This window comes from Pseudomonas sp. Irchel 3H9, assembly GCF_900187495.1.
Taxonomy (GTDB): Bacteria; Pseudomonadota; Gammaproteobacteria; order Pseudomonadales; family Pseudomonadaceae; genus Aquipseudomonas; species Aquipseudomonas sivasensis.
On the sequence record NZ_FYDK01000005.1, the window covers coordinates 326,017 to 347,812 of the forward strand.

A 21,796-nucleotide genomic window follows, 5' to 3' on the forward strand; every position below is an offset into this window, starting at 1 on the left:
TTTTTTGCAGTTGCCGAGCGATAAAAGCAACACGGCACCCTCAGGTGCCGTGTCAATAAAGCGGTTATTTGCTGTCGCGGTGTTCGAACTCACCTTCGATCACATCGCCTTCACGCCCCAAAGGCTGGCGCGGAGCCGGGCCACCACGGGGTTGCAGGTCGTCTGCGAACGCACGCTGGCGAATCGCCGCCTCTTCGGCGCGCTGGCGCATCTTGCCCGCCAGAAGTTTGCGAGTGAACGGCAGCAGCAGGAACAGCCCGACAACATCGCTGACGAAACCCGGCAGGATCAACAGGCCACCCGCCAGGGCCATCATCAGACCTTCAAGCATGGTCTGGGCCGGTAGTTCGCCACGGTTCAGGCTTTCACGGGCACGCAGTGCCGTTGCCAGGCCGGCGACGCGCAGCACCAGAACGCCAAGCATCGAGCCGAGAATGATCAGCAACAGGGCCGGGAAAAACCCGATCGCACTGCTGACTTGAACGAATACGAACAGCTCCAACACCGGGAACAGCAGAAAGAGCAATAAAAAAGGGCGCATCAAATGGTTCCTCAACGCAAGAATGCCTTGCCAGTCCACCTTAGATGACGTCGCCGTTTCGTGAATTCAAGCGTCAGCCGCGGCTTTTTTCGGCCAGGCTTCGGCGTGGGCCAATGAAACCAGGGCTTCACGTACTTGTGTCGGCGTGTTGCAAGGCTCGGCAAACGGCAGCCAGTACAGGGATTGGCCGATACGCAGGTGCATGCCTTCGCTGTCGATGCCGGCCAATTGCGCGGGCTCCACGGCAGGCAGGCCGGCAAGCTGGACGTAATGGGCGATGGCCTTGGTGTGATCGCTGTTCATGTGCTCGATCATGCTGCGCTCAGCCTTGCCCGCGAACGGGTTGGCGAGGGTCAACTGGTCGACCCAGTGAATCGCGCCAAAGCCGCCGATGTAACGGTGGCGCACCGGCTTGAGCACCCAAAAGTCGAAATCGTGAGCTTTATGGTAGTTGGCGGAATCGGGGAAGTAGCGGTAATAGCGCTCGGCGGCAGCCTCAATGGCGGCGCCCTCCTCCAACTTCTCGGCTTCACCCAGGTAGGTCAGACGCCCAACGGCTTGCACATCGTCGGCCTCACGTTCGCCCACGAGCAGCGAGCACTTGGGGTCTTTTTGCAGGTTGTGGGTGTGCTGGGCGATACGGCTGATCAGGATCAGCGGGCGACCCTGTTCGTCCAGGCAGTACGGCACGACCGAACCAAAGGGAAAACCCGGCATGGCTTTTGACTGTGTGGCGAGAGCCCCACGGTATTCCTTGAGCAATAGCTCTCGGGCGTTCTTGGCAACGTGCGCGCTCAACGTGTGACTCCTCGGGTATTCAGCCGCCCAACCCATATGGGAATGGATCGCAACACAAGGTAATCAATATCCGCGCAGGTTGCCAAGCAGGTTTTATGCAGCCTTATTACCAGGCCACGCCGAAGCCTGCGGTGTAGCGGGTCTTGCTCAAACTGCTTTCCGAGTCGCCACTGATAACGTCGCGCTCGGCCTTGAGATTGAGGGAAGCCCACTCGGTGACCTTGTAGCGCAGGCCGACTTCCGCATCCAGAGAGTAATCCGCGGGCGCATCGATAGGCTTGCCCAGTTCGCCAGTGGTGAAGAACTCGACGGTCTTGCCCACCAGATAGCGGTTGTAGTTCCACTTCATAGCCAGGGAATAGAAGTTGTCCTTACCGCCATCGGCATATTCATAATCAGTGCGGTTGACCAGCGACCCCAGGGAGAACGCACCCAATTCGTCGTCCCAGAACTGGTAGCCCGGACCGGTACCGACCGTGCGTTGACGCGCAAGGTCTTCCACTTTGTCGCGCTTGTAGGTCAAACGCCCTTGCCAGAACCAATGCTCGGTGATGAACCGGTCCAGGTCGTATTCCAAAGCCCAGTTGTCGGTGGTGGTCACGTCGTCCTGGAATTCGCGGTTGTACTCACCTTGACCGGTATGCCGCCACTGGCCATGGCGGGCAGTGGTTTTGAAGTCGATATCGTAGTCGTTGGTGTCGTTCTCGGCGCGTTTGTAGTCCAGCGCCATGTCGACGTTGCCCTTCCACACCAGGTCTTCGATCACAGGCTTGGGCTTGATGATCTGCTGGATGCTGGCCAGTTCTACAGTCTTGGGCGCTTCGCCATTGGCCAGCACCACTTTGCCATCATCCGCAGCCTTGAGGGATTTGGCCTTCTCGCCAGTGTAGGCGTCCTGCTTGACCAACAACTCCTGGTCGCTCTCCAGGGTTTTAACCTGCTTCCAGTCCACCGGGATTGCACCCGCGTAGTCGGTCTGGATCAGCAGCTTGCCACCGTCAAATACCTTGATCTTGCCGGTCAGGCGGTCACCGTTCTTCAACCAGACGGTATCGGCGAGCAAAGGTGTTGAGGCGCTGAAAACAGCAAGGCACAGCAGGGTTCTGGACAACATATGCGGATTCGAGGCTCGGTTTTGGCGAAAAGAGGGCATTATCGTCTTAGATGACGTGTTAGCAAGGACTGACTCAAGGATCTGTATTGAGTTCAATTCTCAACACCCTGCTTACAGCATATTTCTTACAGATATGCCGACATTTTCAACGGATAGCACCTCAGTGAATCAATCTGCCGACACCCCGCAAAACGCGGCCGAGATGCGCCGTACCGCGTTGTACCTGACATTGGCGCAAGTCCCCGCCGGCTGCGTGGTGAGTTACGGCGAGCTGGCGCAACTGGCCGGGCTGGGCCGCGCTGCACGCTGGGTGGGGCGCACCTTGAGCCAACTCCCAGAAGGCACCACATTGCCCTGGCATCGCGTGCTGGGTGCCGGCGGTCGGATAAGCCTGCCGGTGGGCAGCGCCTCCGGCGACGAGCAGCGTGCGCGTTTGCGCGATGAAGGCGTCACTGTCCGTAATAATCGCGTGGATATTCAGCGCCATGGCTGGCGCCCGGTAGAGCACAGCGGTTAGAGTGCGCGCTTTGTTTCCGCAAACCTGAGGCAGACTCCAGCCCATGCCCCGTAAAACCTGGCGCGCCGCGCTCGCCGCCTATGCCAGCCCCTCGACGTTAGTGCTGTTGTTGCTCGGCTTTGCCGCCGGCATGCCTTACATGTTGGTGTTCTCGACGCTTTCGGTGTGGCTGCGCGAGGCCGGTGTGGCCCGCGAGACCATCGGCTATGCGAGCCTGATCGGTCTGGCGTACGCCTTCAAATGGGTCTGGTCACCACTGCTCGACCAATGGCGCCTGCCGCTGCTCGGCAAACTTGGACGGCGTCGTTCCTGGCTGGTATTGGCCCAGTCGCTGGTGATCCTTGGATTGATCGGCATGGGTTTCTGCGACCCGCAGAAACATTTGTCCTGGCTGATCGCTATTGCCGTCGTCGTCGCCTTCGCGTCCGCCACCCAAGACATCGCGGTCGATGCCTATCGCCTGGAAATCGCCGACGACAGCCGCCAGGCCGCGCTGGCCGCCAGCTATATGTCCGGCTACCGCATAGCCGCCCTGCTGGCCACGGCGGGTGCACTGTTCTTTGCCGAAGGCTTCGGCTCCACCGGTTTCAACTATAAACACTCGGCGTGGACCGGCACCTATGTGCTGTTCGGCGTGCTGATGATCCCGGCGCTGCTGACCACCCTGTTCATGCGCGAACCCAATGTGCCATTGCGCACCCAGTTGCAGGCTGGGCGCTACAGTTTCATGCACCAACTGATGTCGGTGTTTGTGCTGATCGTTCTGCTGGTGTCAGTGCCCGCCATGTTTACCCAGTTGTACAACACCGACTTCGGAAGCGTGGTGTTCCACGACACCAGCGTGTGGGACCTGCTGATGGAGGACCGCGCGTTCCTGCGCGCCATTCTCTATATCATCCTCACCGCCCTGTGCCTCTCGACCATGGGCCGTCGCGGCCTGGCGCCGGTGCTGACACCGGTCAACGACTTTATCCTGCGCTACCGCTGGCAGGCACTGCTGCTGCTCGGGCTAATCGCCACCTATCGCATGTCCGACACCGTGATGGGCGTGATGGCCAACGTGTTCTACATCGACCAGGGCTTTACCAAGGATCAGATCGCCGGGGTCAGCAAGATCTTCGGCCTGATCATGACCCTGCTCGGCGCCGGCATGGGTGGTTTGCTGATTGTGCGGTTCGGCATCCTGCCGATCCTGTTTATCGGCGGTGTCCTGTCGGCCGGCACCAACCTGCTATTCGTGATGCTCGCAGACATGGGCCCCGACCTGCAGATGCTGATCTTCACCATCTCCCTGGACAACTTCAGCTCCGGCCTGGCCACCTCGGCATTTGTGGCTTACCTGTCGAGCCTTACCAACCTCAAGTTTTCCGCCACTCAATATGCCTTGCTCAGTTCGATCATGCTCCTGCTGCCGCGCCTGATCGGTGGGTATTCGGGGGTGATGGTGGAGAAGTTCGGATATCACAACTTCTTCCTGATCACCTGCATGCTGGGGGTGCCGACGCTGCTGCTGATTGCGTTGCACTGGTTTCAGGAGAATCGGCGGATTCGGTTGAATCCGCCGGCAGAAGACTGATTTTGGGGGCCCTTTAAAAGCCAGACTGCGGCGCCCCCATCGCGAGCAAGAACTAGGCGTCCCCCTCGCTCCTTCAAACAGCCCTATATTCTGATGCCTGTACGGCGGCAGTTTGCGCCCGTACAATCCCAAGTCATTTCAAGTCCAAGCAACCGACAACGGCCTACCATGCGTACCAGTCAATATTTGCTCGCCACACAGAAAGAAACGCCTTCCGACGCGGTCGTGATCAGCCATCAGCTGATGCTGCGCGCCGGCATGATCCGCAAACTGGCCTCCGGCCTGTACACCTGGCTGCCCATGGGCTTGAAGGTGATGCGCAAGGTCGAAGCCATCGTTCGTGAAGAAATGAACGCCGCCGGCTCTCTCGAAGTGTTGATGCCGAGCACCCAACCGGCTGAGTTGTGGCAGGAATCCGGGCGCTGGGAAGAGTACGGCCCTGAGTTGCTGCGCTTCAAAGACCGTCATGGCCGCGACTTCTGCGCTGGCCCGACCCACGAAGAAGTGATCACCGACCTGATGCGCAACGAGCTGAGCAGCTATAAGCAGCTGCCGCTGAACCTGTATCAGATCCAGACCAAATTCCGTGATGAAATCCGCCCACGCTTCGGTTTGATGCGCGGCCGCGAATTCATCATGAAGGACGCCTATTCGTTCCACGCTGACCAGGCATCGCTTCAGGTCACCTACGATCGTATGCACCAGGCTTACTGCAATGTGTTCACGCGCTTGGGCCTGAAGTTCCGGGCAGTTGAAGCGGACAATGGCTCCATCGGCGGTGCCGGTTCCCACGAGTTCCACGTACTGGCTGAATCCGGCGAAGACGATATCGCGTTCAGCAACGGTTCCGACTACGCGGCCAACATCGAGAAAGCCGAAGCCGTACCGCGCGAAACCTCGCGCCCAGCGCCGGCTGAAGAACTGCGCTTGGTGGACACGCCGGAAACCAAGACCATCGCGGCCCTGGTGGAAAAATTCAATCTGCCGATTGAAAAGACCATCAAGACCCTGATCGTGCGCGCCGAGGAAGAAGGCAAACTGATCGCCCTGGTGATCCGTGGCGACCACGAACTCAACGAAATCAAGGCTGCCCAACAGCCTGGCGTGGCCAGCCCGCTGGTCATGGCCACCGACGACGAACTGCGCAACGCCATTGGCGCCGGCGCCGGTTCCCTCGGCCCGCTGAACCTGCCACTGCCGATCATCATCGACCGTTCGGTAGAGTTGATGAGCGACTTCGGTATCGGCGCGAACATCGACGACAAGCACTATTTCGGCGTGAACTGGGAGCGTGACTTGCCGGTTCCGACCGTAGCGGACCTGCGCAACGTCGTCGCCGGCGACCCAAGCCCGGATGGCAAGGGCACCCTGGAAATCAAGCGCGGCATCGAAGTCGGGCACATCTTCCAGCTGGGCAACAAGTACAGCAAGGCGATGAAGTGCGAAGTGCTGGGCGAGAACGGCAAGCCGATCACCCTGGACATGGGGTGCTACGGTATTGGCGTATCCCGCGTGGTTGCCGCTGCCATCGAGCAGAACAACGATGAAAAAGGCATCATCTGGAGCGACACACTGGCGCCGTTCCAGATCGCCCTGGTACCCCTGCGTTACGAAACCGAGCAAGTACGCGAAGCCACCGACAAACTGTATGCCGAACTGACGGCCGCCGGTTTTGAAGTGCTGCTCGATGACCGGGACAAGAAAACCAGCCCGGGCATCAAGTTCGCCGACATGGAACTGATTGGCATCCCGCACCGGATCGTGGTCAGCGACCGCGGCCTGGCCGATGGCAATCTGGAATACAAGAGCCGGACCGAAGCCGAAGCCCAACCGTTGCCGGTGGCTGACGTGCTGTCTTTCCTTCAGGCGCGTATTCGTCGCTGAAAACCAGATCAAGAGAAGTCATGTTCAAGCGAAACACCAGAGCCCTGGGGGGCGCCGCCTTGTGCGGCGCCCTGCTGGTCAGCGGCTGCGCCAACCAGATGTCGCAACGCAGTGAGCACGAGGAACGGGTCGAGCGTAAGTTGCTCGACCACAGTCTGCAGATCGATGTAGGCGATCCCAAAGTGCTGGAACTGCCGCAACGCCGGGTTCGCATTCACGAGCAGAAGACTTTCGAGGTCACCGAATTCGAAGTCACCCGTCGCTACGACCGTTACACGCCTTACCAGCCCTGGCGCAAACTCTATGAGTTGCCCCTGGGTGCGGTGGCATTGGTGGCGGGCGCGGGTGCCAACGTGGCGAATATCTTCGCCCTCGGCAACCTGCCTACCAGCATGACCCACGACTGGCTGACTTACGGCGTGGACGGGCTCAACCCGTTCATGAACGTGCAATCCCACGGCCGGGCGCAACAGAATCTGGCAGGTATCGATGAAGTCCAGCGTGACAAGCGCGTGGAGTATTCAAGCCTGCCCTGGAGCGAACGACCGGTGCAGGTCACCGCCGGCAAAAAGATCCACGAGTTGACCACCGACCGCAACGGCGTCCTGCGCCTGAACCTGTTGGACAGCCCGTTTGCCGAGCAAGACCTGAATCGCATCACGACGCTGAAAATCAGCGTGGAAGATGGCCAGGACGACGTACATTCGGACTCGACCCTGGCAATCAGCAGTACCTTGCGCGGCAAGTTACTGGAAGCCCACGGCCTGATCTACGACGACCTGGAAGACGACGAAGTCAGCCAATGGGTGCACCGGGTCAAGCGTCTGTCGGAGCTGGGCTTGGAAGAAGAAGCCAGTGAACTGGAACAAAGCCTGATTGAGCTGACCCGCAATGATCCGGAGCTACAGCAGGAATTCCTGCAGGCGCTGACCAAGGATGCGGGGCGGTTAGTCGCAGATCCCGGAGCACGCTGAGACTTCGAGAACACTGTAGGTCCAAATGTGGGAGGGGGCTTGCTCCCGATTGCGGTGCATCAGTCATGCTTGTACGTAGCTGACCCACCGCTATCGGGAGCAAGCCCCCTCCCACATTTTGTTTCCGGTTTCTACCAAGAGAACTCTAACTGTTCGTGGCCGCCACTTAGGTCCAGCAACCGCACGCCAATACCCAACAATCGCACCGGTTTATCACCACGATTAAACGCCTGGGTCATCAGCTGTTGATAACTCTCCAGATCCCGCCCTGCCCCCGCCTGCTCCAAGGTGGTCTGGGTAAAGTCGTGAAACTTCACCTTAACGAACGGTTTGCCCGCACGGTAACTGCTGTCGATGCGCGCCATGCGCCCGGCCAGGGTCTCCATCAGTTCAGGGAGTTTTTCCAGGCAGCTTGAGAGATCCGGCAGGTCCACGTCGTAGGTATTTTCCACACTGATCGATTGCCGACGGTTGTCGTTCTGCACCGCGCGCTCATCGATCCCACGAGCCAGGTTCCAGAGTCGCTCGCCAAAACTACCGAACTCCCGTACCAACGCCAGTTTGCTCCACTCGCGCAGTTGCAGGCAGTCTTCAATGCCCAAACGAGCCAGCTTGTCGGCCGTGACCTTGCCGACGCCGTGCAACTTGCTCACGCGTAACTGCGAGACAAAGTCTTCGACCTGGTCCGGGGTGATCACAAACAAGCCGTTGGGCTTTTTCCAGTCGCTGGCGATCTTGGCCAGGAATTTATTCGGGGCCACGCCGGCGGATACGGTGATGTGCAACTGATTGGAGACCCGCCGACGAATGTCTTGGGCAATACGCGTGGCACTGCCGCCAAAATGCGGGCTGTCCGAGACGTCCAGATAGGCTTCATCCAGGGACAATGGCTCAATCAGATCGGTGTAGTCGCGAAAGATCGTCTGAATTTCCTTCGACGCTTCTTTATAAGCATCCATGCGCGGCTTGACGATGGTCAGGTCCGGGCAAAGCTTCAAGGCATGGCGCGACGACATGGCTGAGCGCACCCCGTACGCCCGCGCTTCGTAATTGCACGTAGCGATCACGCCCCTTCGGTCCGCCGAGCCACCCACAGCCAGAGGCTTTTGCGCCAGGCTCGGGTTATCGCGCATCTCGATAGCGGCGTAGAAGCAATCACAGTCGACGTGGATGATTTTGCGCTGCGTCATATATAGAGGGGTGAAATCCTACGGGTGGGCAGTATCGCACTCGCACCTGTATATAGCACCAGTAGTTTGAATCTTCTGCCTAAGCGGTAGGAAATTTCACAAATGGATTTATTTTTTCAATCGAAAACAGCATCCCGATAGAGCCGAAACCCTTGGCCCACCTGGCTCGCGCGGCCCCTACAAGGCTTTCTGGAGAGCTAACCGATTGAAGCACAAGCGCTTTTCTTCAACTCACAGGTTGACACACTCGTGATCCTCTGTAGAATGCCGACACACAGACGCGGGATGGAGCAGTCTGGTAGCTCGTCGGGCTCATAACCCGAAGGTCGTCGGTTCAAATCCGGCTCCCGCAACCAAACATCAAAAAAGGCTACTCGAAAGAGTGGCCTTTTTTGTGCGCGTGTGTTTTTCAAACCTGGATCGCGTGCACTTCATTACGAACGCTTCGCGCCCAACGCGGAGCAAGCCTGCTCACCACAAAAAGCCTTCTCAATCGAGAACTTAGGTTGCATGGGCGGTTAATTCACACTTATTTGCACCATCGGTTGATTAACGGTTGACACCTCGCCGCTTGGCTGTAGAATGCCGCCCACAGACGCGGGATGGAGCAGTCTGGTAGCTCGTCGGGCTCATAACCCGAAGGTCGTCGGTTCAAATCCGGCTCCCGCAACCAAACATCAAAAAAGGCTACTCGAAAGAGTGGCCTTTTTTGTATCCGGTGAAAAAGTTCTTCTGAAACAATGGGATGGCATCTTTCATGAAACCGTACACGGTTTGTAGAGTCCATCTCATCGCACGCTATGCTTACTCCTCTACGACCAAGGGCCGCTGTCGCCGCCCCCGGTGATACGCGTTAATATTTGTAATTATTTTGTCCATAGGGATTGGTAACTTGGCTGGATACCCCCATCCTGTCGCGCACAATCCACGAGGTGATTGATGCGCGCCAACTCGTCTGAACCACAAGACACCGTCACAGCAGAACAACCGATCACGCCTACCCGATTGCGTTGGCTGGATCTGATCAGCAAGTACCGGCAACCCCTCGGGCTGGCGGTCACCCTGTTGCTGTTCGCCATCGCCTTGATCGCTTGCCGCCACCTTCTGCTGGAACTCGACCTGTACGCACTTCACGACTCGATCCTGGAAGTGCCGAAGCCTGCACTGCTGGGAGCATTTGCCGCGGGCGTCGCAGGGTTTGTCATTCTTCTCGGCTATGAGTTCTCCGGCGCACGCTATGCCGGCGTGAAGCTGCCCGCCAAGACACTGGCCCATGGCGGCTTCACCGCCTTTGCCATTGGCAATGCGATTGGCCTGTCGATGCTCTCCGGCGGCTCGGTGCGCTACCGTTTATATGCACGCCATGGCATCGGGGCCTCGGAAGTCGCCCATATGACTGTGTTCGCCAGCCTGGCCCTGGGCTGCGCCCTGCCCCCGCTGGCCGCACTCGCGACACTGAGCAACCTGCCTGCGGCGTCGACCTACCTGCATCTGTCGCAAGGCCTGCTCGGCGCGATTGCCGGTGCCGTGCTGCTGTTGTCGACCGCGCTGTGTATCGGCATTTACCGCCGCCGCTTGCCGGAGCAACCTTACCCGGACAACCTGCTGGTCAAAGTCGGCCGTCGCACCCTGCGCCTGCCCGGCCGGCGCCTGACGCTCCTGCAATTGGTCATCACTGCCCTGGATGTCGCCGCCGCCGCCACTGTCCTCTATCTATTGCTACCAGAAGCGCCGCCCTTCGGTCCATTCCTGCTGGTTTACCTGCTGGCCCTCGCCGCTGGCGTGCTCAGCCACGTACCGGGCGGAGTCGGGGTGTTCGAAGCGATCCTGCTCGCCGCGTTTGCAGACAAGCTCGGCGCCGCACCACTGGCCGCTGCCCTGCTGCTGTATCGGATGATCTACGTAGTGTTGCCGCTCCTGATCGCGTGCGTGTTCCTGCTGATCAACGAGGCGCAACGACTATTCCAGACCCAGCAGAGCCTGCGCGTGGCCTCAGGTCTGGCGGCGCCAGTGCTGGCCGTACTGGTTTTTTTGTCCGGCGTGGTCCTGCTGTTTTCAGGCGCCACGCCAGAGATCGATTCACGCCTGGAAAACATCGGCTTCCTGATTCCCCACCGCCTGATTGATGCCTCGCACTTTGGTGCCAGCCTGATCGGCGTACTGTGCCTGTTGCTGGCCCAGGGCCTGCGTCGACGTTTGTCGGCGGCCTGGATGCTGACCATGGTGCTGCTGCTGGTGGGCGCCCTGCTCTCGCTACTCAAAGGCTTCGACTGGGAAGAAGCCAGCCTGATGACCATGACGGCGGTGCTGCTGGCGATCTTTCGCCGCTCGTTCTACCGCGCCAGCCGCCTGACAGAACTGCCGTTCTCACCGCTGTACCTGGTGTCCAGCGTCTGCGTGCTGGGTGCCTCGATCTGGCTGCTGCTGTTTGCCTATCAAGATGTGCCGTACAGCCATCAACTGTGGTGGCAGTTCACCCTCGATGCCAACGCCCCACGCGGCCTGCGCTCATTGCTGGGAGCCGCCGTGCTGCTGGTGATCGTATCGCTGACCTGGCTGCTGCGCACCGCCCGCCCGGTGATCCACCTGCCGACCCCGGATGAGCTGGAGCGCGCCTCGAAGATCCTGATGGCTTCGTCACAACCCGACGGTGGCCTTGCGCTGACCGGTGACAAGGCGCTGCTGTTCCACCCCAACGACGAAGCCTTCCTGATGTATGCCCGTCGCGGCCGCAGCCTGGTGGCCTTGTACGACCCAATTGGACCGACCCAGCCAAGGGCCGAGATGATTTGGCAGTTCCGCGACCTGTGCGACATCCACCACGCACGTCCGGTGTTCTATCAGGTACGGGCAGAGAACCTGCCCTACTACATGGACATCGGCCTAACCGCGATCAAGCTGGGCGAAGAGGCGCGCGTCGACCTGAAACGCTTTGACCTGGAAGCCAAAGGCAAAGAGATGAAGGATCTGCGCTACACCTGGAACCGTGGCACCCGGGACGGTCTGTCCCTGGAGATCCATGAACCGGGTACGGCGCCGATGGATGAATTAAAAGTCATCTCGGACGCATGGCTTACCGGTAAGAATGTGCGCGAAAAAGGGTTTTCCCTGGGACGCTTCAGTGACGACTACCTCAAGCATTTTCGGATTGCGATCATTCGCTTCGAAGGACGCCCGGTAGCCTTCGCCAACTTGCTTGAGACTTACAATCACGACCTGGCCAGCCTCGACCTGATGCGCGCCCATCCGGATGCGCCCAAGTTGACCATGGAATTCATGATGGTCGGTCTGATTCAACACTATAAGAGTCACGGCTACGCCCGTTTCAGCCTCGGCATGGTGCCGTTGTCGGGCCTGCAACCGCGACGCGGCGCGCCACTGACCCAGCGTTTGGGTTCGATGGTGTTCCGTCGTGGCGAGCAACTGTATAACTTCCAAGGTTTGCGCCGCTTCAAAGATAAGTTCCAGCCAGACTGGGAACCCCGTTACATGGCCGTGCCCGCAGGACTTGATCCGCTGGTGGCACTGGCCGATACCGCCGCCCTGATCGCGGGTGGCTTGACTGGATTGGTGAAACGCTGATGATTCGACGCTCCTGGCGGTATGTCTTGGCCTTTGTAGTGCTGCTGGCCCTGGTTCTGGGTGGCGGCTTTTGGTATTTGAAACGCCCTGCCCCGCAGCCGACCCTGGAGCAACTGCCCCAGGCCGATGGCTCGGTAATGACCCGCGTGACCCCAGCCGGCAACCCGAAAGCCCGTGTGGCCGTGGCGGTAATGGCCGACGAAACCCTGACCGATAGCCAGTTGTTAACCCTGAGCCAGGGTGGCAAAGCGCAGATCGTCCAGGTGGTCTTGCCAAAAGATGACTGCAAGCTGCAGGAACAAGCGCTGCAAAGCGCCTTGAGCCAGCTCAAGGGCCCAGCGACGCTGGTCAGCGGCATCGGCCCTGGCGCGGCGCTTGCCTGGCGCTGGCTGGCCACTCAGAACGACGACAAGGCCAATGCCATCTCTGTCGGCTTCGCTCTGGCGCAGGAAGGCTGCAAGGATCCACTGCCGAAAACTGCAGAGCACGGCAACTGGCTGGTGGCGTGGAATGACAACCCTGACGACGAAAGCGCCAGTTTCGTACGCGATACACCACGCGCCACAACCAGCATCAGTGACTACGACATTCACTACCCGCAAGTACTGAACAACGAACTGCGCAAGCAACTGGTGGGTTCGGATAACGGTGGCCTGGCGATTCCCGTGGTGGAAGTCCCGGCAGGCCAGGCTAAGGACACCGTGACCCTGTTCCTCTCCGGGGACGGCGGCTGGCGGGACCTGGACCGCGACGTGGCCGGTGAAATGGCCAAGATCGGCTACCCAGTGGTCGGCATCGATACCCTGCGCTACTACTGGCAGCACAAGACGCCGGAACAAAGCGCCAAAGACCTGACCGAGCTGATGCAGCACTACCGGCAAAAGTGGGGCACCAAGCGCTTTGTGCTGACCGGTTATTCGTTCGGCGCCGACGTGCTGCCAGCGATCTACAACCGCATGCCGGAGAACGAGCAACAGCGCGTCGATGCGATCATCCTGCTGGCCTTCGCCCGCACCGGTAGCTTTGAGATCGAAGTGGAAGGCTGGCTGGGCAACGCCGGCAAAGAAGCCGCGACCGGCCCGGAAATGGCCAAGCTGCCGCCTGAGAAAGTGGTGTGCATCTACGGCGCCGAAGAAGTCGACGAGAGTGGCTGCACCGACAAGACCGCAGTGGGCGAGGCTGTGAAGCTGCCCGGCGGGCATCACTTCGATGAGAACTACCCGGCGCTGGCCAAGCGGTTGGTGGATATCATCGTCAAGCACCAGGCCAAAAGCGAATAACCCCAGGCCTTACACAAATCAAAATGTGGGAGGGGGCTTGCCCCCGATAGCGGTAGGTCAGTCACAGCATTGTTGACTGACACTCAGCTATCGGGGGCGAGCCCCCTCCCACCGTTGTTTTGCGGTGTTAGTAAAATCTAGCGCGGCTCGATGTGGGCAATCATCAGCTGTACGGTTTCATTCCCACGAAACTCGTTCACGTCCAGCTTGTAGGCCAACTCCACCCATCGCACGGTCGGATTCGGCCAGACCTCACGGTCCACGCCAAAGGCGATGCCATCGAGCTTCACTGACCCGCATTCGCTTTTTAGCACCACTTTCAGGTGCCGCTCCCCCACCACACGTTGCTCCACCAACTGAAACACCCCGTGAAACAGCGGCTCGGGGAAGTGCTGCCCCCAAGGACCGGCATGCCGCAGAGCGCGGGCCAGCTCCAGGTGAAACTCCTCAACCGCCAGTGTGCCGTCGGACAACAGGCGACCGGTGAGGTCTTCTTCACGCAGTTGACGACGCACTTCGGCATCAAAAGCTTCGGCAAACAGAGGGAAATTCGCCTCTGGCAATGTCAGACCCGCCGCCATGGCATGGCCGCCGTACTTGGCGATCAGAGTGGGATGCTGGCTAGCAACCACCGCCAGCGCATCACGGATGTGAAAACCCGGCACAGAGCGCCCAGAGCCCTTAAGCAGGCCATCACCCGCATCGGCGAAGGCGATGGTCGGGCGGAAATAACGCTCTTTCATGCGTGACGCCAGAATGCCGATCACGCCTTGGTGCCATTCAGGGTCGAACAGGCACAGGCCAAAGGGCATTGATTCCACCGGCAAGTCTTTGAGCTGGGCCAGAGCCTCGCGCTGCATACCTTGCTCGATGGATTTACGGTCCTGGTTCATGCCGTCCAGTTGCGCCGCCATTTCACGCGCCGCCGCGAAATCCGTGGTGAGCAGGCATTCGATACCCAGGCTCATGTCGTCCAGGCGCCCGGCGGCGTTGAGCCGCGGCCCGAGAATAAAGCCTAGGTCGGTGGAGGTGATGCGCGCCGCATCGCGCTTGGCCACTTCAAGGATCGCCTTGATCCCCGGCCGTGCGCGACCTGCGCGGATACGCTCCAGGCCTTGGTGCACCAGGATGCGATTGTTGGCGTCCAGCGGCACCACGTCGGCGACACTGCCCAGGGCGACCAAGTCGAGCAGATCGCCGATATTCGGCTGCGGCTTGTTCGCGTACCAGCCCAGCTCACGCAAGCGCGCGCGCAGCGCCATCAGCACGTAGAAAATCACGCCAACACCGGCCAACGCCTTGCTCGGAAACTCACAGCCCGGCTGGTTAGGATTGACGATGGCGTCTGCCGCCGGCAACTCGTCACCGGGCAAGTGGTGGTCGGTGACCAACACCTGCAACCCCGCCGCCTTCGCTGCGGCCACGCCTTCGACGCTGGAGATGCCGTTGTCCACGGTAATCAGCAACTGCGGCTCGCGCTGCAGGGCCACGGCAACAATCTCCGGCGTCAGGCCGTAGCCGTATTCGAAGCGATTGGGCACCAGGTAATCGACATGGGCGGCACCGAGCAAACGCAGGCCCAGGGTGCCTACAGTGCTGGCGGTGGCGCCATCGGCGTCGAAGTCACCAACGATGAGGATGCGTTGGCGTTGCTCCAGGGCCGTCACCAAAAGGTCTACGGCGGCGTCGATGCCCTTGAGCTGTTGAAAGGGAATCAAGCGCGCCAGGCTTTTATCCAGCTCGGCCTCGGACTGCACCCCGCGTGCGGCATAAAGACGGGTCAACAGCGGTGGCAGTTCACCGAGAAATGGCAGGACAGCGGGCAACGGACGAGGATCAATACGCATGAGGTGATGGGCGCTTCTCTTTGATACGACGGTTAAACGACAACGCTGAAGGCAACACGGGGCACATGTGGAAGGGGCAAGCCCTCCCCGCAGTATTCAACCGCGCTCGCCGACCAGCCATTGCAGTTGCACTTCATGCTGGCCACGGTCATCAGTGACGAAGATCGTGCCTTCGCTGATCATCACGTCCCACTTGATTACGCGGGGCATGTCCTTGGCCAGAACCTCCAGAATCTCCTGGGGCACCGCAGCGATGTGTACGTTTTTCAGATTATTCGCCACCGGCACCACTTTGCCTTCCCACACACGCAGGCTGCCATAAGCCAGCAGGCTGGTACGTTCAGTACGGCGCGAGCACCAGGTCAGGCGGTCGGCATCGGGCTGGCCGACTTCGATCCAGTGCAAAACCCGATCATCCAGGCTTTTTTCCCACAGGGCAGGTTCGTCTACATCTGACAGGCCACGACCGAATGCCAATTGCTCATTGTAAAAAAGGGCGTAGGCCAGCAGGCGCACGGTCATGCGCTCTTCAGTTTCCGAAGGATGGCGGGCGATGGTCTGTTTGACGCTCTCGTACACCGAACGGTCGAGGTCGGTGAGGTTGAGTTCGAATTTGTAGGTCGTGGACGGCTGGGCCATGAACGGGCTTCTAGAGACAGGGAAAGGCAGCCAGTCTAACTGATGGTGGTGCCATTCAACGAATCCTGCGCTGTTTCACGCTTATCCCTGGCCGCTCGCCTATGTTAAAAGGCATCACACACCCGCTCCGCGCAGACAAGGATCCCCATGTCGTTTAATGCCAAACCGCTTGCCGGCCTGAAAGTCATCGAACTCGGCACCCTGATCGCCGGCCCATTCGCTTCGCGTATCTGCGCTGAATTTGGTGCCGAGGTGATCAAGGTCGAATCCCCGAATGGCGGCGATCCGCTGCGCAAATGGCGCAAGCTGTACGAGGGCACCTCGCTGTGGTGGTTCGTGCAGGCACGCAACAAAAAATCCCTGACACTGAACCTAAAGCACCCGGACGGTCTGGAGATTCTCAAGAAACTCCTGACGGACGCCGACATCCTCATCGAGAACTTTCGCCCCGGCGTACTGGAGAAACTCGGCCTGAGCTGGGAAACCCTGCACGCGCTGAACCCGAAACTGGTGATGGTGCGCCTCTCGGGCTTTGGCCAGACCGGACCGATGAAAGACCAGCCGGGGTTCGGTGCAGTCGGTGAATCCATGGGCGGGCTGCGTTACATCACCGGTTTCGAGGACCGCCCGCCGGTGCGCACAGGGATTTCCATTGGCGACTCCATCGCTGCGTTGTGGGCAGTAATCGGTGCACTGATGGCGCTGCGTCATCGCGAAGTGAATGGCGGCGTAGGCCAAGTGGTGGATGTGGCGCTGTATGAAGCTATCTTCGCCATGATGGAAAGCATGATTCCTGAGTTTGACGTGTTCGGATTCATCCGTGAGCGCACCGGCAACATCATGCCCGGCATTACACCGTCGTCGATCCATACCAGCGCGGACGGCAAGCATGTGCAGATCGGCGCAAATGGGGATGCAATCTTCAAACGGTTTATGAGTGCCATTGGCCGTGAAGACCTGGCGAATGATCCGCAGTTGGCGAGCAATGACGGGCGCGATACCCGTCGTGATGAGCTGTATGGCGTGATTGATCGTTGGGTCAATTCGCTGTCACTGGAGCAGGTGGTGGAGCAACTGAACAAGGCCGAGGTACCCGCCAGCCGGATCTACAGCGCCGAGGACATGCTTGGCGATCCGCAATTCCTGGCGCGGGAGATGTTCCTCAAGGCGCAACTGCCAGGCGGCAAGGACTTCAAGATGCCGGGCATCGTGCCCAAGCTGTCGGACACGCCCGGGAGCTGCGAGTGGGTCGGGCCGCAGTTGGGCGAGCACACCAACGTGCTGCTTAACGAGCTGGGTTACGACGCGGCCGCGATCACCCGGCTACGTGAACAAGGCGCGATCTGATGGCGCACTCGCAATAATGGCGCGGCGTTGGCTCCTGGGTGTTTGTGCACCGTTGCTCGGGCTTCTGCCGCTGTCTGCCAAGGCAGCGGACACCTTGACCTGGTTAATCCGCGACCTGCCCCCGATGACCATCCTCGACGGCCCGCAAAAGGGCCAGGGCGTCATCGACGAATTGCTGCCGATGCTGATGGAGCGCCTGCCCGAGTACCAACACAAGATTTTGCACGTTAACCGTGCACGCGGCCTGCAGATACTTCAGACCCCCGCACTGACCTGCGACCCCACCATGCTATGGACCGCAGAACGGGCCAAGTGGGTGGTGTATTCGCGCCCGGCTTTTTCCATGGTCAGTAATGGGGTGGTGGTACGTCAGGACCGCCGTGACGTGCTCGCGCCGCTTGTCGCACAGCAAAGGGTGGACCTCGCGGCGCTCCAGCTGGATAAGCGCGCACGCCTGGGCGTGGTGGCCGAGCGCAGCTACGGGACGCTCATCGATGAAATGCTGGACCAAACGGATGCGCATACACGCGTGCTGCACTACGGAAACGACGCCCTGGGCAGCCTGCTGCAAATGCAGCGATTGGGTCGCCTGGAAGCCGTGCTGGGCTACTGGGCTGAAATTCGCTATCACGCCCTGCGCCAGGGGATTGATCCGCTGACTTTGGCGTTCTATCCGATTGCTGGCGTCATGCCCTACCAACGTGTGCATATCGGCTGCTCCGATACGCCTGAGGGCCACCAGGCAATTGAACACATCAACCAAGTGTTGAACGCGCTGCCCCAGGCTCAACTACTGCACGCCTATGCCGCCTGGCTCGACCCTGCGCTGCGCGCGCAATACCTGACCGACCATCTCCAGTTTTACCAAGACGCGCCTATGCCCTGACAAATCGCGGGCAAAAAGAAACCCCGAAGCGTGGGGAGACACTTCAGGGTTAAACGTGGCCAACAAAGACCAGTACAGCAAGCCACAAACACCGGAGCACAATGTTTGCTCTTGCTGTTACAAAATCTGACCGGCCATGCCGTAGGAAGTTTCCATCGATGAACAATTCTTCATGCGCGGGCAATGCCACGGGTCTGGGCGGCATTGCGTAAGGCGGCGATGACCGAGGGTTCCAATCGGCCTTCTGCAATTTTGATGTCACGCAGCAGGCAGTCCACTACGTCCACCAGCACGCGTTTATCCATCAATTGGGCACGGTCAACTTCACGCTCGACCACAATAGCGCCAGTAGGATTCTTTACTGTCACCAAGCACTCGTCCTGAACACCCGCAGTGGTCAGCGTAACCTGATAAGGGGTCAGTGCTTCTTCGAGCAATAGGCTGATACTTTCCATCTCGATCACCACTCAATAGTTCGGGAACAATCGTTTCAACGGGAACTGCATCTATCCTAAGTGACTGGTTATGACGTAGGAAAGTTCGCTTTTTCGTATTTACGGGGGTTACCGGGGGATGAGGTTTCCAGCATGCGCTTGCAATATGACAAGCAAAAAACGGCGACACATAAATGCTTGCGCAATGGGCGGTGGTTTGGGGTTTGGCCGGGCGCTATCGCAGGTCGCCCCTTTACTTAATGAGCGCTGCCAAAAAACAAAAAACGCCGCTGACCCAGCAAGGGAAAGCGGCGTTTTTGTGTACGCGGTCTGCCTTACAACGGCTTACCACGATTGCCGTGCTGGCTGACAAACGCCTGCACCGCTTTCAAGTCATTGGCCAACACCGTGCAACGCTCTTCGCGCTCGAACAGGTCGGTCAAGTGCACCGGCAGCTCCAACGCCTTGCCGACTCCGGCTTTCTCCACCGCTTCCGGGAATTTGACCGGGTGCGCGGTACCGAGGATCACCATTGGAATATCCAGGCTGCGACGGCATTCGCGGGCGGCCTTCACTCCGATGGCGGTGTGCGGGTCGAGCAGTTCGCCGGTCTGGGCATAGACTTCGGCGATGGTCTCGCAGGTCTGTGCATCGTCCACGGCCAGGGAGTCAAAGAGCTTGCGGGTTTCGGTCCAGCGCTCCTCATCAACGCTGAAACCGCCGCCGCTCTTGAAGGTGTCCATCAAGCCGGCAATCGCCGAACCGTTGCGACCGTGCATGTCGAACAGCAGGCGTTCGAAGTTCGACGAGACCATGATGTCCATGGAAGGCGACAGGGTAGCGTGCAGGGTTTCCTTGACGTACTGATTGCCGCTCATGAAGCGGTGCAGGATGTCGTTGCGGTTGGTGGCGACGATCAACTGATTGATCGGCAGGCCCATGTTACGCGCCAGGTAACCGGCGAAGATATCGCCGAAGTTGCCGGTCGGCACCGAGAACGACACCGAACGCGCCGGGCCGCCCAACTGTAGGGATGCGTGGAAGTAGTAAACGATCTGGGCCATGATCCGCGCCCAGTTGATCGAGTTCACCGCGACCAGGCGGGTGCCCTTGAGGAAGCTCTGGTCAGCGAAGCTGTTCTTGACCATTTCCTGGCAGTCATCGAAGTTGCCTTCGATGGCGATGTTGTGGATGTTCTCGCCAAAGATGGTGGTCATCTGACGGCGCTGAACTTCCGACACACGCTTGTGCGGGTGCAGGATGAAGATGTCGACGTTTTCGCAGTGCTTGCAGCCTTCGATGGCGGCCGAACCGGTATCACCGGAGGTAGCGCCGATGATCACAACGCGCTCGCCGCGCTTCTCCAACACATAATCCAACAGGCGACCGAGCAGTTGCAGGGCAAAGTCCTTGAACGCCAGAGTCGGGCCGTGGAACAGTTCCAGCACCCACTCATTGCCGTTCAGTTGGCGCAACGGCGCGATGGCGCTGTGGGAAAACACGCCGTATGTTTCTTCCAGAATCTTCTTGAAGTCCGCATCTGGAATGCTGCCGGTGACGAATGGACGCATCACTCGGAACGCCAGTTCGTGGTACGGCAGCCCGGCCCAGGAGGCGATTTCTTCCTGAGTGAAGCGTGGCAGGTTTTCCGGCACGTACAGGCCGCCGTCAGTGGCAAGGCCTGCCAGCAAAACGTCTTCGAAATTCAGGGCCGGTGCCTGGCCGCGGGTGCTGATGTAACGCATGACTGGCTCCTCTAAAACATTCTCGAACAGAGGCCGCCGAACGCGCGGGGCCCCTGGAACAATCGGTTAGTTCAGGTGTTCAACACGAATACGAACGACCGGGCCGACAACGCCTTGCAAGGCTTCCAGCGCGGTGATGGCGTCGTTGATGTGCTGCTCAAGCACGCGGTGGGTCAGCAGGATCATCGGCACCTGGCCATTTTGCTCCTCGACTTCCTTCTGCATGATCGACTCGATGTTGATACCGCGCTCCGACAGGATGCTGGCGACCTGGGCCAATACGCCCGGATGATCCTTGGCCTGGATGCGCAGGTAGTAGGCACTTTCGCACGCTTCGATAGGCAGGATCGGGTGGGCCGACAGTGAATCAGGCTGGAAGGCTAGGTGCGGGACGCGGTTTTCCGGGTCGCTGGTCATGGCGCGAACCACGTCCACCAAGTCGGCGATCACCGAGGAAGCGGTCGGCTCCATACCAGCGCCGGCGCCGTAGAACAGCGTGGAACCCGCAGCGTCACCGTTGACCATCACTGCGTTCATCACGCCGTTGACGTTGGCGATCAGGCGATCGGCGGGGATCAGCGTCGGGTGCACACGCAGCTCGATACCAGCCGGGGTGCTGCGCGCTACGCCAAGATGCTTGATGCGGTAGCCCAGGGCTTCGGCGTAGTTCACGTCGGCCGTGGTCAGCTTGGTGATGCCTTCGGTGTAGGCCTTGTCGAACTGCAGCGGGATACCAAAGGCGATGGACGCCAGGATGGTCAGCTTGTGGGCCGCGTCGATCCCTTCCACGTCGAAAGTCGGGTCGGCTTCGGCGTAACCCAGAGCCTGGGCTTCTGCCAGCACGTCTTCGAAGGTACGGCCCTTCTCACGCATTTCGGTGAGAATGAAGTTACCGGTGCCGTTGATGATGCCGGCCACCCAGTTGATACGGTTGGCGGACAAGCCTTCACGGATCGCCTTGATCACCGGGATACCACCGGCTACTGCGGCTTCGAACGCTACGATCACGCCCTTCTCACGCGCCTTGGCGAAGATCTCGTTGCCGTGCACGGCGATCAGCGCCTTGTTGGCAGTGACCACGTGCTTGCCGTTCTCGATGGCTTTGAGCACCAGCTCACGGGCAACGGTATAGCCGCCTACCAGCTCGATGACGATATCGATCTCCGGATTGGTGGCCACGGCGAAGACATCGTTGGTAATCGCAATACCGGTCGTTTCGAACTGAGGCTTTGGCGAACGCGTGGCAATTTGCGCCACTTCAATCCCGCGCCCTGCACGGCGGGAAATTTCTTCAGCATTACGCTGAAGTACGTTGAAGGTGCCGCCACCGACGGTCCCTAAACCACAGATGCCTACTTTGACCGGTTTCACTGAAGAACTCCCCATGAAACGGCCGACGCTAGGTCGGCCGTGGAAAACAGCCGCACAACTGCGGCTTTCAA

General features: G+C 59.6%; 17 protein-coding genes and 2 tRNA genes. 10 read left to right on the forward strand and 9 right to left on the reverse strand.

Annotated features, from left to right (window positions below; all coding sequences use genetic code 11):
* Positions 1 to 64: 64 nt before the first annotated feature.
* From CKW32_RS20190 to CKW32_RS20200, 3 genes are all read right to left on the reverse strand, one after another.
* The gene (locus tag CKW32_RS20190; protein ID WP_032890823.1) at positions 65 to 541 is read right to left on the reverse strand and encodes an FxsA family protein; all 477 of its coding nucleotides are present in this window, start codon (positions 539 to 541) and stop codon (positions 65 to 67) included.
* A gap of 66 nt (positions 542 to 607) precedes the next feature.
* Entirely contained in the window at positions 608 to 1,339 is a 732-nt protein-coding gene (locus CKW32_RS20195; RefSeq protein WP_095185794.1) for a HugZ family protein, read from the reverse strand.
* A gap of 106 nt (positions 1,340 to 1,445) precedes the next feature.
* Positions 1,446 to 2,453 carry a DUF481 domain-containing protein gene (locus CKW32_RS20200; RefSeq protein ID WP_032890819.1) on the reverse strand — a complete coding sequence of 336 codons (1,008 nt, stop codon included), beginning with the start codon at positions 2,451 to 2,453 and terminating at the stop codon, positions 1,446 to 1,448.
* 133 nt (positions 2,454 to 2,586) lie between these two features.
* Between CKW32_RS20200 and CKW32_RS20205 the strand changes: the two genes are divergently transcribed.
* From CKW32_RS20205 to CKW32_RS20220, 4 genes are all read left to right on the forward strand, one after another.
* Positions 2,587 to 2,970: an MGMT family protein gene (locus CKW32_RS20205; RefSeq protein WP_050442874.1), complete on the forward strand. Its 384-nt coding sequence runs from the start codon at positions 2,587 to 2,589 to the stop codon at positions 2,968 to 2,970.
* A gap of 43 nt (positions 2,971 to 3,013) precedes the next feature.
* Positions 3,014 to 4,546, forward strand: a complete 1,533-nt coding sequence (locus CKW32_RS20210) for an AmpG family muropeptide MFS transporter (protein WP_032890815.1) — start codon at positions 3,014 to 3,016, stop codon at positions 4,544 to 4,546.
* A gap of 168 nt (positions 4,547 to 4,714) precedes the next feature.
* Complete coding sequence (locus CKW32_RS20215) at positions 4,715 to 6,430, forward strand: proline--tRNA ligase (RefSeq protein WP_095185795.1); 1,716 nt, start codon at positions 4,715 to 4,717, stop codon at positions 6,428 to 6,430.
* Between the two features lie 20 nt (positions 6,431 to 6,450).
* The gene (locus CKW32_RS20220) at positions 6,451 to 7,404 is read left to right on the forward strand and encodes a hypothetical protein (protein ID WP_032890811.1); all 954 of its coding nucleotides are present in this window, start codon (positions 6,451 to 6,453) and stop codon (positions 7,402 to 7,404) included.
* 131 nt (positions 7,405 to 7,535) lie between these two features.
* Here CKW32_RS20220 and dinB read toward each other — a convergent pair whose 3' ends face one another.
* Positions 7,536 to 8,594, reverse strand: a complete 1,059-nt coding sequence (gene dinB, locus CKW32_RS20225) for a DNA polymerase IV (protein ID WP_032890809.1) — start codon at positions 8,592 to 8,594, stop codon at positions 7,536 to 7,538.
* A 279-nt stretch (positions 8,595 to 8,873) separates the two neighbouring features.
* Here dinB and CKW32_RS20230 point away from each other — a divergent pair.
* The 4 genes from CKW32_RS20230 (at position 8,874) to CKW32_RS20245 (ending at position 13,456) form a co-directional block, all read left to right on the forward strand.
* Positions 8,874 to 8,950: transfer RNA gene (locus CKW32_RS20230), tRNA-Met, on the forward strand.
* Between the two features lie 240 nt (positions 8,951 to 9,190).
* Positions 9,191 to 9,267, forward strand: a tRNA-Met gene (locus CKW32_RS20235).
* A gap of 266 nt (positions 9,268 to 9,533) precedes the next feature.
* Positions 9,534 to 12,176, forward strand: coding sequence for a bifunctional lysylphosphatidylglycerol flippase/synthetase MprF (gene mprF / locus CKW32_RS20240; RefSeq protein ID WP_095185796.1), 2,643 nt, complete (start codon positions 9,534 to 9,536; stop codon positions 12,174 to 12,176).
* Positions 12,176 to 13,456, forward strand: coding sequence for a virulence factor family protein (locus CKW32_RS20245; protein ID WP_095185797.1), 1,281 nt, complete (start codon positions 12,176 to 12,178; stop codon positions 13,454 to 13,456). The genes mprF and CKW32_RS20245 overlap by 1 nt, the downstream gene beginning before the upstream one ends.
* 137 nt (positions 13,457 to 13,593) lie before the next feature.
* Here CKW32_RS20245 and recJ read toward each other — a convergent pair whose 3' ends face one another.
* The gene (recJ, locus tag CKW32_RS20250; protein ID WP_095185798.1) at positions 13,594 to 15,303 is read right to left on the reverse strand and encodes a single-stranded-DNA-specific exonuclease RecJ; all 1,710 of its coding nucleotides are present in this window, start codon (positions 15,301 to 15,303) and stop codon (positions 13,594 to 13,596) included.
* 96 nt (positions 15,304 to 15,399) lie between these two features.
* Positions 15,400 to 15,942, reverse strand: coding sequence for a YaeQ family protein (locus CKW32_RS20255; protein WP_032890801.1), 543 nt, complete (start codon positions 15,940 to 15,942; stop codon positions 15,400 to 15,402).
* 147 nt (positions 15,943 to 16,089) lie between these two features.
* Here CKW32_RS20255 and CKW32_RS20260 point away from each other — a divergent pair, with 147 nt between their 5' ends.
* Both CKW32_RS20260 and CKW32_RS20265 read left to right on the forward strand, forming a co-directional pair.
* Positions 16,090 to 17,289, forward strand: coding sequence for a CaiB/BaiF CoA-transferase family protein (locus CKW32_RS20260; RefSeq protein ID WP_095185799.1), 1,200 nt, complete (start codon positions 16,090 to 16,092; stop codon positions 17,287 to 17,289).
* A 16-nt stretch (positions 17,290 to 17,305) separates the two neighbouring features.
* A complete protein-coding gene (locus tag CKW32_RS20265; RefSeq protein WP_095185800.1) occupies positions 17,306 to 18,175 on the forward strand; it encodes a TIGR02285 family protein in 870 nt (289 codons plus the stop codon).
* A gap of 170 nt (positions 18,176 to 18,345) precedes the next feature.
* On the opposite strand, the gene CKW32_RS20270 is transcribed toward CKW32_RS20265, so the two are convergent.
* The 3 genes from CKW32_RS20270 to CKW32_RS20280 form a co-directional block, all read right to left on the reverse strand.
* Positions 18,346 to 18,630: a DUF3509 domain-containing protein gene (locus CKW32_RS20270; protein ID WP_032890795.1), complete on the reverse strand. Its 285-nt coding sequence runs from the start codon at positions 18,628 to 18,630 to the stop codon at positions 18,346 to 18,348.
* A 314-nt stretch (positions 18,631 to 18,944) separates the two neighbouring features.
* Positions 18,945 to 20,354, reverse strand: a complete 1,410-nt coding sequence (gene thrC / locus CKW32_RS20275; RefSeq protein WP_032890793.1) for a threonine synthase — start codon at positions 20,352 to 20,354, stop codon at positions 18,945 to 18,947.
* Positions 20,355 to 20,420: 66 nt separating this feature from the next.
* The gene (locus CKW32_RS20280) at positions 20,421 to 21,725 is read right to left on the reverse strand and encodes a homoserine dehydrogenase (RefSeq protein WP_032890791.1); all 1,305 of its coding nucleotides are present in this window, start codon (positions 21,723 to 21,725) and stop codon (positions 20,421 to 20,423) included.
* Positions 21,726 to 21,796 lie beyond the last annotated feature (71 nt).

Bases quoted from the DNA above. Each gene is read 5' to 3' on its own strand.
- CKW32_RS20190 (WP_032890823.1), bottom strand. From the start codon at position 541: ATGCGCCCTTTTTTATTGCTCTTTCTGCTGTTCCCGGTGTTGGAGCTG.
- CKW32_RS20200 (WP_032890819.1), bottom strand. From the start codon at position 2,453: ATGTTGTCCAGAACCCTGCTGTGCCTTGCTGTTTTCAGCGCCTCAACA.
- CKW32_RS20205 (WP_050442874.1), top strand. From the start codon at position 2,587: ATGCCGACATTTTCAACGGATAGCACCTCAGTGAATCAATCTGCCGAC.
- CKW32_RS20210 (WP_032890815.1), top strand. From the start codon at position 3,014: ATGCCCCGTAAAACCTGGCGCGCCGCGCTCGCCGCCTATGCCAGCCCC.
- CKW32_RS20215 (WP_095185795.1), top strand. From the start codon at position 4,715: ATGCGTACCAGTCAATATTTGCTCGCCACACAGAAAGAAACGCCTTCC.
- CKW32_RS20220 (WP_032890811.1), top strand. From the start codon at position 6,451: ATGTTCAAGCGAAACACCAGAGCCCTGGGGGGCGCCGCCTTGTGCGGC.
- dinB (WP_032890809.1), bottom strand. From the start codon at position 8,594: ATGACGCAGCGCAAAATCATCCACGTCGACTGTGATTGCTTCTACGCC.
- mprF (WP_095185796.1), top strand. From the start codon at position 9,534: ATGCGCGCCAACTCGTCTGAACCACAAGACACCGTCACAGCAGAACAA.
- CKW32_RS20245 (WP_095185797.1), top strand. From the start codon at position 12,176: ATGATTCGACGCTCCTGGCGGTATGTCTTGGCCTTTGTAGTGCTGCTG.
- recJ (WP_095185798.1), bottom strand. From the start codon at position 15,303: ATGCGTATTGATCCTCGTCCGTTGCCCGCTGTCCTGCCATTTCTCGGT.
- CKW32_RS20255 (WP_032890801.1), bottom strand. From the start codon at position 15,942: ATGGCCCAGCCGTCCACGACCTACAAATTCGAACTCAACCTCACCGAC.
- CKW32_RS20260 (WP_095185799.1), top strand. From the start codon at position 16,090: ATGTCGTTTAATGCCAAACCGCTTGCCGGCCTGAAAGTCATCGAACTC.
- CKW32_RS20265 (WP_095185800.1), top strand. From the start codon at position 17,306: ATGGCGCGGCGTTGGCTCCTGGGTGTTTGTGCACCGTTGCTCGGGCTT.
- CKW32_RS20270 (WP_032890795.1), bottom strand. From the start codon at position 18,630: ATGGAAAGTATCAGCCTATTGCTCGAAGAAGCACTGACCCCTTATCAG.
- thrC (WP_032890793.1), bottom strand. From the start codon at position 20,354: ATGCGTTACATCAGCACCCGCGGCCAGGCACCGGCCCTGAATTTCGAA.